This window comes from Streptomyces sp. AJS327 (assembly GCF_013450295.1).
Taxonomy (GTDB): domain Bacteria; phylum Actinomycetota; class Actinomycetes; order Streptomycetales; family Streptomycetaceae; genus Streptomyces.
Genome location: NZ_SKBR01000002.1, coordinates 1840134 through 1852237, shown reverse-complemented (window position 1 = coordinate 1852237; position 12104 = coordinate 1840134). Strand labels below are relative to the sequence as shown.

The window sequence follows — 12104 nt, the reverse complement described above, 5'->3', positions numbered from 1 at the left end:
CGGACTCGTTCGTGTGCGCGGCCACCCCGGCGCACACTCCCCCAACGTCGTGCCTACGAGGAGCGTTCCGAATGACACACAGCGCCGACCACGCCGCGGTCGCCGAGACCGTCGCCGCCCTGCTGCCGCGGGCGCGGGAGGAGCTGACGGAGCTGGTGCGCTTCCGTTCCGTCGCCGATCCGGCGCAGTTCCCGCGGAGCGAGTGCGAGGCGGCGGCGCGCTGGGTGGCGGACGCGCTGCGGGCGGAGGGCTTCCAGGACGTGGCGCTGCTGGAGACGCCGGACGGCACCGAGTCGGTGTACGGGCTGCTGCCCGGCCCGGAGGGCGCGCCCACGGTGCTGCTCTACGCGCACTACGACGTGCAGCCGCCGCTGGGTGAGGAGGGGTGGGAGACGCCGCCCTTCGAGCTGACCGAGCGGGAGGACGGGCGCTGGTACGGGCGCGGTGCCGCGGACTGCAAGGGCGGGATCGTGATGCACCTGCTGGCGCTCCGCGCGCTGAAGGCGAACGGCGGTCTGCCGGTGACGGTCAAGCTGATCGCCGAGGGGTCGGAGGAGCAGGGCACCGGCGGTCTGGAGCGGTACGCGGAGGAGCACCCGGAACTGCTGGCCGCCGACGCGATCGTGATCGGGGACTCCGGCAACTTCCAGGCCGGTCAGCCGACGGTGACGGCGACGCTGCGCGGGATGGGCATGCTGCGCGTCCAGGTGGACACGCTCCAGGGCAACCTGCACTCGGGCCAGTTCGGCGGAGCGGCCCCGGACGCCCTGGCGGCGCTGATCCGGGCGCTGGACTCACTGCGGGACGAGGTGGGCGACACCGTCGTCGACGGGCTGGCGAACGACGCCTCCTGGGAGGGGCTGCACTATCCGGAGGAGCAGTTCCGGGCGGACGCGCGGGTGCTGGACGGGGTCGAGCTGACCGGCTCCGGTTCGGTGGCCGACCGGATCTGGGCGCGGCCCTCGGTCACGGTGATGGGGATCGACTGCCCGCCGGTGGTGGGCGCCACGCCGTCGGTGCAGTCCTCCGCGCGGGCGCTGGTCTCGTTGCGGGTACCGCCGGGGGTGGACGCGGGCGAGGGCGTCGGGCTGCTCGCCGCGCACCTGGAGAAGCACGTGCCGTGGGGGGCGCGGGTGTCGGTCGAGGTGGTGGGACAGGGGCAGCCGTTCCGGGCGGACACCGGCAGCGCCGCGTACACGGCGATGGCCTCGGCGATGCGGGACGCCTACGACGGGACGGAGATGGCGGTGGCCGGGCTGGGCGGTTCGATCCCGCTCTGCGGCACGCTGGGGAGGCTCTACCCGGACGCGGAGATACTGCTGGCCGGGCTCTGCGAGCCGCAGACGCAGATCCACGCGGTGAACGAGAGCGTCTCGCCGGAGGAGCTGCGGCGGATGTCGGTCGCGGAGGCGCTGTTCCTCCAGCGTTACGCGCGCGGCTGAACCAACGGGCCACCGGCTCCGCTCCGTTGGGGCGCGGGGCCGGTCGGCGGGCGATCCGGCCGCCGTGTCGGCGGGGTGTTCAGTCGCCGCGGGGCACGCCGCCCTCCAGGTAGAGGGGGCGGCCCGCGTCGCGGGCGCGGAGCGCGCCGCGCAGCCGCTCCAGCCGGACGGGCGGCAGCAGTTCGGCGGCCTCCCGTTCGGTGACGAAGCGCCAGCCGCGCAGTTCGGCGCCGGGCAGCAGCACCTCGGCGGACTGCCGGGGATCCAGCCGTCCGCCGTCGAAGAGCATCCGCAGGCCGCCGAAGCGCGGAGGGCAGGGGGCCTCCCAGTCGACGACGAGGAGACGCGGGTCGGCGGTGAGCCGCAGTCCGAGTTCCTCGGCGACCTCGCGCACCCCGGCTCGGGCGGGGGGTTCGCCGGGTTCCACGATTCCGCCGGGGAACTCCCAGCCCGCCTTGTAGGTGGGGTCGACGAGCAGTACCCGGTCGCTTTCGTCGAAGAGGAGGACTCCGGCGGCGACGGTCTCGCCCACCGGTTCCGGGGTCTGCACGATGTCCTGGGCTCCGGCGCCGTCCCGGAGTGCCTCGGCCACGCGCTCGGCGGTGCGGCGCGGGGTGAGCCGTGTGGTGTCGACGGTGTGCGCCTCGGCGGTTATCCAGGGCAGCGCGGCGCGGTAGTCGTCGAGGCGGGCGAGGCACCAGGCGCGGGTGGACTCGCCGTCCAGATCGGGGCGTTGGTCTATCCGCCCGCGGAGGACCGTTTCCTCGGCGTGCAGCAGCAGGTGGTGGACGGGGACGCGGCGGGCGGCGAGGATGCCGAAGATCTCGTCCCGGTCGATCCGGCGGAGCAGGCTGGCGGGCGCGACCAGCGGTCCGGGAACCTCGCTGAGCAGGGCGACCGCCGTGTCGGCCACGAGCCGTCGCCAGGCGGGGAGTTCACGGACGTCGTCCACCTGGGCGAGGCGTTCCTTGGGCAGCATCCTTCTCAGCTCGTCGCCGAGTGGGCCCGGGTCGTAGAGCGTGCTGCCCGGCAGCAGGTCGAGAAGTTCGCGCGCCGCCGTGCTCTTGCCCGCGCCGAAGGCACCGTTCAGCCAGACGATCACGTCGAGTCCCCCTCTTCCGTCACCCCTGTTCAGGTGCCCAGTCACCCCCGCCGGGGAAACGCGCCGGGGTGGCTCCGCCGCGCCCGGAGGGGCGCACGGTGCCCGCGCCCCGGCGCGCGGGGGTCGCCCGGTCGGCGCCACCGCGCCGGAGAGGAGGTCCGGTCGGGCCCGCGGCGGGCGGCCACAGCACCTCCCGCCGCCACGGGAGTCGGGGTCGGTGGCGCCGCCCGCTCCCTCGTCTCCCGTGCGGCGGCGGGTGGTTCTGCCGGTCGACGCCGGACGGGCCCTCCGGGCCCGGGAGTTACGGCGTCCAGCCCGGGTCGCGGCCGGTGGCGCCGATCATCACGGTGAAGGCGTCGGCGCCCTCCGGGACGTCCACGGCGGGGGCGAACTGCTGGGCCTCGACGCCCGCCGGGCCCATTCGCGCGAAGAGCGTGCCGGTCTCCTCGACGGCCCCGGCGTCCGGGGTGTACTCCTGCCCGGTAGCGCGGGCCAGGTCCCAGGCGTGCACCGTGATGTCGCCCAGGACCAGCTGCGCGAGGGTGTGCCACGGTATGCCCATGGCCTCGGCGGTGCCCTCCAGCGCGCCCTCCGCCGCCCAGGAGTCGGCCAGTTCGCGCACCTCCCGCTCGTACCGGTCCCGCCAGTCGCCGTCGAGGTAGTCCGGCGCCTCCCCGCCGTCGACGGCCTCGCCCGCGGCGAGCAGGCGGAAGCTGGCGAGGCCGTGGAAGACGTGGTTCAGCAGGGCGCGGACGTCGAAGGACTCGCAGGGCGTCGGGGCGGTGAGCTGGTCGTCCCGTACTCCGCGCACCACGGGGGCGGTGGCGTCGGCGGCACGCTTCATCAACTCGCTGAGTTCGTTCGTCATACCGCGAGGCTATCCGGGGCGGCGGCGGTGACGTGAGGAAACGCCGCACGGGATCCGGCCCCCGCTCGCCACCGAGCTGAGCAGCGGCCAACCAGACCCATCCGTACGGGAGTTCACCGGGCGCCGGAGCCCCGGTGGCTGGGCGGCGGGCGCGACGCGGTCGGCGGTCAGCCGATCCGTTCCCAGCAGGCCGCCGCGGCCCCCACCAGGCCCGCCTCCGCGCCGAGTTGGGCCGGTACCACCTCCGGGCCCCGGACGAAGGAGAGGGTGGCGAACTCCGCGACGGCCCGCCGCAGCGGCGCGAACAGCACCTCTCCGGACTCCGCGACGCCGCCGCCCACCACGGCCGTATCGATCTCGGTCAGCGCGGCGGTCGCGGCGATGCCCGCCCCGAGCGCGCGGGCGGCGCGCCGGAAGGCGGCGCGGGCCACCGGGTCCCCGGCGCGCGCCGCGGCGGCCACGGCGGCGGCCCCGGTGTCACCGGCGTCGTCCGGGCTCCAGCCCTGGGCGCGGGCCCACCGGCTGATGCTGGGCCCACTGGCCAGCCGCTCCACACAGCCGCGGGCCCCGCAGGGGCACGGTTCGCCGTCCAGCTCCACGCAGAGGTGGCCGATGTGCCCGGCGTTGCCCGTCGGCCCCGGGTAGAGCCGCCCGCCCAGCACGAGTCCGCCGCCGACACCGGTCGACACCACCAGGCACAGCGCGGCCTCCCGGCCGCGGGCGGCGCCTCGCCAGTGCTCGGCCGCGGTGAGCGCGACGCCGTCGCCGACGAGGGTCACGGGCAGGCCGCCGGTGTGGCGGCGCGCCGCCTCGACGAGCGGATAGCCGCGCCAGCCGGGGATGTTGACCGGGCTGACGGTGCCCCGCTCCGCGTCGACCGGCCCGGCGCTGCCGATACCGAGACCGACGGCGCGCCGCCAGCCCGGGTCGCCGGACAGCTCGTCGAGGACGGCGCCGACCGCCGCCATGACCCGCTCGCCGTCACCGGTGGTCGGGGTGGCGCGGCGGGCGCGCGCGTGGATCGCGCCGGAGCGGTCGACCAGCGCGCCCGCGATCTTGGTTCCGCCGACGTCGAGCGCGGCGACGAGGTCGGTGTGCATGGGCGCGGGGCTCCTCACAGCGGTCCGGCCGGGACGCTGTGAGAGTACCCGGCTCGACAACGTTGTCCAGACCCTGACAGTCCGGGCTATCCTGCGCTGAGCGCCCGTCGGCGCCCCGCGCGCCAACCACCCCGGCGGAAGGGGCTCCCCGTGGCTGAGATCGCACCGTCCGGCACCGGCCTGCCGGCGCCCCGGTACGGCGGCCGCCCGACGATGAAGGACGTCGCCGCGCGGGCGGAGGTCGGGCTGAAGACCGTCTCCCGGGTGGTCAACGGTGAGCCGGGGGTCTCCCCGGACACCGAGCGGCGGGTGCGGGACGCGATCACGGCGCTCGGCTTCCGGCGGAACGACAGCGCCCGGGTCCTGCGCAAGGGCCGCACCGGCAGCGTCGGCCTGGTGTTGGAGGATCTGGCCGACCCCTTCTACGCCCCGCTGAGCCGCGCCGTCGAGGAGGTCGCGCGGATCCACGGGGCGCTGCTGATCAACGGTTCCAGCGCGGAGGACCCGGCGCGGGAACGGGAGTTGGTGCTGGCGCTCTGTGCCCGCCGGGTGGACGGCCTGGTGATCGTCCCGGCCGGGGAGGACCACCGGTATCTGGAGCCGGAGCTGGCCGCGGGGGTCGCCACCGTCTTCGTGGACCGGCCGCCGGGCTCGCTCGCCGCCGACCTGGTGCTCACCGACAGCTTCGGCGGGGCGCGGAGCGGGGTGGCCCACCTGGTGGCCCACGGGCACCGGCGAATCGGGATCATCGGCGACCACCCGGGGATCCACACCGCCGCCGAACGGCTGCGCGGCTACCGGGCGGCGATGGCCGACGCCGAGCTGCCGGTGCGCGAGTCCTGGGTGGCGCTCGGCGACACGGCGCCGGAGCGGGTGGCGGCGGACGCCACGCGGATGGTGACCGGGGAGCGGCCGGTGACCGCGCTGTTCACCGGCAACAACCGGGTGACGGTGACGGTGGTGCGGGTGCTGGCCCAACTGGCCCGGCCGGTGGCGCTGGTCGGCTTCGACGACTTCGAACTGGCCGACCTGCTGTCGCCGCCGGTCACCGTGGTGGCCCAGGATCCGGGGCGGCTGGGGCGGGACGCCGCCGCGCTCCTGTTCCGCCGGCTCGACGGGGCGGGCGAGCCTCCGCGCCGGGTGACGCTCCCCACCCGCCTGGTTCCCCGGGGCTCGGGCGAACTGCCGCCGTACGACGGGGAGTAGGGACGGCGCCGGGTGCGGGGCCACGGAACGGGGACCTCCGCCGTTGCGCGCGGGACCCGGGCCGGGGCGGGCGAACCCGGGCCGGGGAGCGGGGAGTTCGGGCTCCGGCGGGCGCCCGTCCGGGCGGTGGGGGGCGGCTGGCGGAGTCAGCCCGCGGTCGCGGGGAAGTACCGGGGTCCGACGTATTGACCCCGCCCGGAGACCGTCAATAGATTCGCGCCGTCATACCGAACGTCATCCGAAATCTCGAACACCCTTGTCGAGAGGTCACGTTCCGTGCGTATAACCCGCATCACCACGCAGGTCGTGGGAACCCCGTGGCGTGATCTCAGCTACGTCCGGGTGCACACCGACGAAGGGCTCACGGGGGTCGGCGAGACCCGGATGATGGGCCGCACCGACGCGCTGCTCGGCTACCTGCGGGAGGCGGAGCGCAACCACCTCGCCGGTTCCGATCCGTTCGCGGTCGAGGACCTCGTCCGCCGCATGAAGTACGGCGACTTCGGGCGGGCCGGGGAGATCGTGATGTCCGGCATCGCCTGTGTCGAGATGGCCTGCTGGGACATCAAGGGCAAGGCGCTCGGGGTCCCGGTCTGGCAGCTGCTGGGCGGCCGGGTCACCCCGCGGGTGAAGGCGTACGCCAACGGCTGGTACACCACCGAGCGCACCCCGGAGGCGTACCACCGGGCGGCGCGCGCGGTCGTCGACCGCGGCTACCGGGCCCTGAAGATCGACCCGTTCGGGGCGGGCCGGACCGAACTCGACCCGGCGGCCAGCCGCTACGCGGTCTCGCTGATCGAGGCCGTCCGGGACGCGGTCGGCCCGGACACCGAGCTGATGCTGGAGATGCACGGCCGCTTCTCCCCCGCGACCGCGATCCGGCTGGCCCGCGAGATGGCGCCGTTCCAGCCCGCGTGGCTGGAGGAGCCGGTGCCCCCGGAGAACCTCAAGACCCTTGCCAAGGTGGCGGGTTCGGTGGAGCAGCCGATCGCCACGGGGGAACGGATACACGACCGCATCGAGTTCCGGGAGTTGTTCGAGTCGCAGGCCGCGGACATCATCCAGCCGGACGTGGGGCACATCGGCGGCATCCTGGAGGCGCGGAAGCTCGCGGCGACCGCCGAGACGCACTGCGTGCTGGTGGCGCCGCACAACGTCGGCGGTCCGGTGCTGACCGCCGCTTCACTCCAACTCGCGGGCTGTACACCGAACTTCAAGATCCTGGAACACTTCAACGACTTCGCGGACGCGGAGATCGGGCGGGTGGTCAAGGATCCTCCGCAGGTCGTCGACGGCTACTTCACGCTGCCCAGCGAACCCGGCCTGGGCATCGAGTTCGACGAGGACGCGGCCGCTGAACTCCCCCGCCGCCAGGCCCGGTTCGACCTGTGGTCAGAGGGCTGGGAGCGGCGCGGGCCACGCGACGGGCGGAACTCCCGTGCCGGGGCCTCCGGTTGAGCGCCGGGCCACGGCTGGCGGAGAGCGCCGCCGTGGTGGTGGAACGTCCGGGGTACCACCGGCTGACGAGCGGCCCGGTGCCCGAACCCGGCCCGGGCGAGGTGCGGATCGCGGTGCACGCGGCGGGGGTCTGCGCCAGCGACCGGGAGCTGTACGAGGGCAACCGCCCCGCCGAGTACGTCAGTTACCCGATCGTCCCGGGACACGAGTGGTCGGGCACCGTGGACGCGGTGGGTCCGGGAGTCGATCCGGCGCTGGCCGGGCGGAAGGCGGTGGCGGAGGGCTTCCGTGCCTGTCTGCGCTGCGACCGCTGCCGGGAGGGCGCCACCAGCCTCTGTCTCGGCGGCTACCAGGAGACCGGCTTCACCCTGCCCGGCGCCTTCGCCGACCATCTGCTGGTCCCCGCACGGCTGCTCCACCCGCTGCCGGACGGCACCGATCTGACGGCCGCGGCGCTGCTGGAGCCGGCGGCCGTGGCCGCGGCGGCGGTGCTCGCGGCGGCACCCCGGCCCGGGGAGCGGATCGCGCTGGTGGGCGCTGGGACGCTGGGGCTGCTGACCGTTCAGTTGCTGGCGGCCTCCTCGCCCGAGTGGCTGGTGGTGGTCGAGCCGCGCGCGGGCCGCACGGCCCCGGCCCGGGCGGCGGGCGCCTCGGTGGTCTGCCCGCCGGGCGCCGGGGAGGCCCCGGAGGGCGGCTTCGACCTGGTGGTGGAGACAGCGGGGGCGCCGACCACGGCCGACGACGCCTGCCGGCTGACCCGGCGCGGCGGCCGCACCGTGCTGACCGGGATGTTCGCACCGGGCGCGCGGGGCATCGACCCGGTGCGGCTCTCGGTCGCCCAGCTGACCATCCGTTCCGTCTTCGGAGCCTCGTCCGCCGCCTGGTCGTACGCGGTGCGCGCGCTGACGGCCGGACTGCTCGACCCGGCTCCGCTAGTCACCCACCACCTCCCGCTGAGCGCCTACGCCGAGGGGATCCGGCTGGCCAGCGGCGGTGCGCCGGACGTCGGCAAGGTGCTGCTCCGGCCCGGTTCCTGAGCCGTGGCCGGGGCGCGGACCGCGCCCCGGTCGGCCGCCGCGCCCCGGACTCCCCTCCCCCGGCCGGAACCGGCCGGGTCCCTCCGCCCGACCGTGCCGCTCCCCACCGCCCCCGGGTTCCGGGGCAGGTCCCGGGAGCACCCGGTCATTCCCACCACCCCGGGAGCACTATGACGTCCGCCGCCACGCCGCCCCCGCAGCAGCCCCCCGGCCCGGACGCGGGAACCGGCCCGCCGGGTGGGGGGCGGCCCGCCCGGGAAGGAGCCGGGGCCCTCGCCGGACTCGGGCTCGGCGCGCCCCCGCCCGATCCGGGCGACGCCTCCCCGCACACCTTCCCCGACGGGGGCCGCTGGCGGACCGAGGTGCCGTCCGTCGAGGGGCCCGAGGCGCTGACCGCCGTGCTAGACGAGGCGGTCGAGCTCGACGTGCCGATCCACCGGATCAGCCAGGGCAGCGGCGTCTGGATGCTCACCGACGCCGAGATCGGCGAGATGGTGGCGCGCTGCGCCGCGCACGGCAGCGAGCTGTGCCTGTTCACCGGGCCGCGCGGCACCTGGGACATCGGGGCGGGCACCCGCACGGCGTCCGGTGGCGCGGGGGTGCGCGCCCGGGGGCGCGGGGCCCTCGCGGGCTGTGTGGAGGACGCGCTGCGCGCCGCCGAACTCGGCGTGCGCTGCCTGCTGGTGGGCGACGAGGGCGTGCTGTGGACGCTGCACCGCCTGCGGGAGGCCGGCGCGCTGCCGCCGGACACCACGCTGAAGGTGTCCGCGCTGATCGGCGCCGTCAACCCGGCCTCGTTCCAGGTGCACGAGCGGCTCGGCGCGGACTCCTGCAACGTCCCCTCGGACCTGACGCTCCAGCACCTCACCGAGATCCGCCGGGTCAGCCGGGCCCCCGTGGACCTCTATCTGGAGTCGCCCGACGACCTGGGCGGCGCGGTGCGGATGTACGAGACGGCCGAACTGATCCGCCGGGGCGCGCCGATCTACCTGAAGTTCGGGCTGAGCCGCGCGCCCGGGCTCTACCCGTACGGGGCCCAGCTGCGCGAGGCCGCGCTGGCCACCGCGCGGGAGCGGGTACGGCGCGGCCGTCTCGCGCTGGACCTGCTGGCCCGGCAGGGCGCTGACGGCGGTATGTCGCCGCTCGGCTCCCGGCTGCCGGGGGCCCTGACCCGATTCCCCCTCCCCGAGAGGAGCTGACACCCATGCGTACCCGCACCCGCCCCCGTCCGCCGGGCCCGGCCCGGGCCCTGGCGGCGCTCGCCGCCGCCGCGCTGCTGACCTGTTCGCTCGCCGCCTGCGGCCAGGAGGCCAAGGGCGGCAGCCGCTACCAGCAGGACGAGGGCAAGGGCGGCACCGTCGGCCTGGCGATGCCCACGAAGTCCTCGGAGCGGTGGATCGCCGACGGCCGCAACATGGCCCGGCAGTTCGAGAAGGCCGGCTACGAGACGGATCTCCAGTTCGGCGACGACAAGGTGGAGAACCAGGTGGCCCAGGTCGAGAACATGATCGCGAAGGGGCACCGGCTGCTGGTGATCGCCGCCATCGACGGTTCGGCGCTGACCAACGTGCTGCGCCGCGCCGCCGAACAGGACATCCCGGTGATCTCCTACGACCGGTTGATCCAGGGCACCGAACACGTCGACTACTACGCCTCGTTCGACAACGAGCGGGTGGGCCGCCTCCAGGCGCGGTACATCGTCGACCAGTTGGGGCTGGAGAAGGGCGGCGGAAAGAAGCGCACCGTCGAGCTGTTCGCGGGTTCCCCGGACGACAACAACACGCGCTACTTCTGGAACGGAGCGATGTCGGTGCTCCGGCCCTTCCTCAAGAACGGCCAGCTGACCGTCCGTTCGAAGCAGACGAAACTCAACCAGGCCACCACGCTGCGCTGGGACGGCGGCACCGCGCAGAAACGGATGGACGACATCGTCACCAAGCACTACGGATCGGAGCGGCTGGACGCGGTGCTGTCGCCGTACGACGGGATCTCCATCGGCGTCATCTCCGCGCTGAAGAGCGCCGGTTACGGCAGCGGGGACACCCCGTACCCGGTGATCACCGGCCAGGACGCGGAACTCGCCTCGGTCAAGTCCATCCTGCGCGGCCAGCAGACCCAGACCGTCTTCAAGGACACCAGGGAACTCGCCAAGCGCGCGGTGCGGATGGGCGACGCCGTGCTGACCGGGGGGAAGGTCGAGGTGAACAACGTGCGGGACTACCACAACGGGAAGAAGCGGGTCCCGGCCTACCTGCTCGACCCGGTCAGCGTCGACAAGGACAACGTCGACCTGCTGGTGAGGGCGGGCTACTACCGGGCGGGGCAGCTGAAATGACGGGCCCCGTACTGGAGTTGCGCGGAATCACCAAGAGCTTCGGCCCGGTGACCGCGCTCGACCGGGTCGACCTGACGGTGGCGGAGGGCGAGATCCACGCGGTCTGCGGGGAGAACGGCGCGGGCAAGTCCACCCTGATGAAGGTGGTGAGCGGGGTCCATCCGCACGGCTCCTACCGGGGGGAGATCCGGTTCCGTGGGGAGGCCCGCACGTTCCGCTCCATCCGGGCCAGCGAGCGCCAGGGAATCGTCATCATCCACCAGGAACTCGCCCTGATACCGCAGCTGTCCGTCGCGGAGAACATCTTCCTCGGCAACGAGCGGGCGCGGCGCTCCCTCATCAGCTGGCACGAGACGATGCGGCGGGCGGGCGAGGTGTCCCGCCGGGTCGGGCTGCCCGACCACCCCGGTGCCCGCGTGGCGGATCTGGGGGTGGGCCGCCAGCAGCTGGTGGAGATCGCCAAGGCGCTGGCGAAGGACGTGCGGCTGCTGATCCTGGACGAGCCGACCGCCGCGCTCAACGACGAGGACAGCGTGCGGCTGCTCGCGCTGCTACGGGAGTTGAGGGAGCAGGGCATCACCTGCGTCGTCATCTCGCACCGGCTGAACGAGGTGCTGGAGGTCGCCGACACCGTCACCATCCTTCGGGACGGCCGCTCGGTGGAGACCCTTCCGGTGCGCCCCGCTCCGGACGCGCCCGCGGAGCTGTCCGAGGACCGGATCATCCGCGGCATGGTCGGCCGCCGCCTCGACCAGCGCTTCCCCGAACGCACCCGGTACGCGGGCGCGGACGCCGGGGAGCGGGTGCTGGAGGTCAGCGACTGGACGGTCCGGCATCCCGTCGACCCCGGCCGCCGGGTCGTGGACGGTGCCTCGCTGAGCGCCCGCCGGGGTGAGATCACCGGTATCGCGGGGCTGATGGGCGCCGGGCGCACCGAGTTGGCGATGAGCCTGTTCGGCCGCTCCTACGGGCGTTACGAGCGGGGCGAGGCCCGGGTGCGGGGCGAGCCCGCCGACACCCGTACGGTCCCCGCGGCGATCGCGGCGGGCATCGCCTACGCCACGGAGGACCGCAAGACCTACGGGCTGAACCTGATCGACAGCGTCCAGCGCAACGTCTCGCTGCCCTCGCTGCGTGACTTGGTGCGGCGCGGCGCGGTGGACGAGCACGAGGAGCGGCGGATCGCGGAGCGCTACCGCTCGTCGATGAGCATCCGGACACCGACGGTCGGCGAGCGGGTGGGCCGGCTGTCCGGCGGCAACCAGCAGAAGGTCGTGCTGAGCAAGTGGATTCACGCCGGTCCGGAGGTGCTGATCCTCGACGAGCCCACGCGCGGCATCGACGTCGGTGCCAAGTACGAGATCTACACCGTCATCGACGCGCTCGCGGCCCGTGGCAAGGCGGTGCTGGTGATCTCCTCGGAGCTGTCGGAGCTGCTCGGGCTCTGCGACCGGATCTACACCATGGCCGCCGGGCGGATCACCGGGGAGTTCGACCGCGCCGGGGCCGACCAGGAACTGCTGATGCGTCACATGACCCACGACCGGAGCTGAGGC

10 protein-coding genes are annotated in these 12104 nt (G+C 74.5%); 7 read left to right on the top strand and 3 right to left on the bottom strand.

Annotation, left to right across the window (positions count from 1 at the left end):
* Positions 1-71 precede the first annotated feature (71 nt).
* Positions 72-1442: a dipeptidase gene (locus tag E0L36_RS17190; protein ID WP_180929855.1), complete on the top strand. Its 1371-nt coding sequence runs from the start codon at positions 72-74 to the stop codon at positions 1440-1442.
* A 79-nt stretch (positions 1443-1521) separates the two neighbouring features.
* Here the strand turns inward: E0L36_RS17190 and E0L36_RS17185 are convergent, their stop codons facing one another.
* The 3 genes from E0L36_RS17185 to E0L36_RS17175 all read right to left on the bottom strand — a co-directional run bounded on the left by E0L36_RS17185 (position 1522) and on the right by E0L36_RS17175 (position 4512).
* Positions 1522-2544 (bottom strand): NUDIX hydrolase, encoded by a 1023-nt coding sequence (locus E0L36_RS17185; protein ID WP_180929854.1) that lies wholly within the window; start codon positions 2542-2544, stop codon positions 1522-1524.
* A 301-nt stretch (positions 2545-2845) separates the two neighbouring features.
* Entirely contained in the window at positions 2846-3412 is a 567-nt protein-coding gene (locus tag E0L36_RS17180; RefSeq protein ID WP_180929853.1) for a TIGR03086 family metal-binding protein, read from the bottom strand.
* 167 nt (positions 3413-3579) lie between these two features.
* Positions 3580-4512, bottom strand: a complete 933-nt coding sequence (locus E0L36_RS17175) for an ROK family protein (RefSeq protein ID WP_180929852.1) — start codon at positions 4510-4512, stop codon at positions 3580-3582.
* Between the two features lie 213 nt (positions 4513-4725).
* Between E0L36_RS17175 and E0L36_RS17170 the strand changes: the two genes are divergently transcribed.
* The 6 genes from E0L36_RS17170 (at position 4726) to E0L36_RS17145 (ending at position 12101) form a co-directional block, all read left to right on the top strand.
* Positions 4726-5718, top strand: coding sequence for a LacI family DNA-binding transcriptional regulator (locus tag E0L36_RS17170; protein WP_180930079.1), 993 nt, complete (start codon positions 4726-4728; stop codon positions 5716-5718).
* A 276-nt stretch (positions 5719-5994) separates the two neighbouring features.
* Positions 5995-7176, top strand: a complete 1182-nt coding sequence (locus E0L36_RS17165; RefSeq protein WP_180929851.1) for a mandelate racemase/muconate lactonizing enzyme family protein — start codon at positions 5995-5997, stop codon at positions 7174-7176.
* Positions 7173-8213 carry a zinc-binding dehydrogenase gene (locus tag E0L36_RS17160; RefSeq protein ID WP_374705541.1) on the top strand — a complete coding sequence of 347 codons (1041 nt, stop codon included), beginning with the start codon at positions 7173-7175 and terminating at the stop codon, positions 8211-8213. The genes E0L36_RS17165 and E0L36_RS17160 overlap by 4 nt, the downstream gene beginning before the upstream one ends.
* A gap of 170 nt (positions 8214-8383) precedes the next feature.
* Entirely contained in the window at positions 8384-9412 is a 1029-nt protein-coding gene (locus E0L36_RS17155; RefSeq protein ID WP_180929850.1) for a hypothetical protein, read from the top strand.
* A 5-nt stretch (positions 9413-9417) separates the two neighbouring features.
* A complete protein-coding gene (chvE, locus tag E0L36_RS17150) occupies positions 9418-10548 on the top strand; it encodes a multiple monosaccharide ABC transporter substrate-binding protein (RefSeq protein ID WP_180929849.1) in 1131 nt (376 codons plus the stop codon).
* Positions 10545-12101, top strand: coding sequence for an ATP-binding cassette domain-containing protein (locus E0L36_RS17145; RefSeq protein ID WP_180929848.1), 1557 nt, complete (start codon positions 10545-10547; stop codon positions 12099-12101). Before chvE ends, E0L36_RS17145 begins: the two co-directional genes overlap by 4 nt.
* Positions 12102-12104: the final 3 nt, after the last annotated feature.

Excerpts from the sequence above, each read along its gene's own strand:
- E0L36_RS17190 (WP_180929855.1), top strand. The coding sequence starts at position 72 with ATGACACACAGCGCCGACCACGCCGCGGTCGCCGAGACCGTCGCCGCC.
- E0L36_RS17180 (WP_180929853.1), bottom strand. The coding sequence starts at position 3,412 with ATGACGAACGAACTCAGCGAGTTGATGAAGCGTGCCGCCGACGCCACC.
- E0L36_RS17175 (WP_180929852.1), bottom strand. The coding sequence starts at position 4,512 with ATGCACACCGACCTCGTCGCCGCGCTCGACGTCGGCGGAACCAAGATC.
- E0L36_RS17170 (WP_180930079.1), top strand. The coding sequence starts at position 4,726 with ATGAAGGACGTCGCCGCGCGGGCGGAGGTCGGGCTGAAGACCGTCTCC.
- E0L36_RS17155 (WP_180929850.1), top strand. The coding sequence starts at position 8,384 with ATGACGTCCGCCGCCACGCCGCCCCCGCAGCAGCCCCCCGGCCCGGAC.
- chvE (WP_180929849.1), top strand. The coding sequence starts at position 9,418 with ATGCGTACCCGCACCCGCCCCCGTCCGCCGGGCCCGGCCCGGGCCCTG.
- E0L36_RS17145 (WP_180929848.1), top strand. The coding sequence starts at position 10,545 with ATGACGGGCCCCGTACTGGAGTTGCGCGGAATCACCAAGAGCTTCGGC.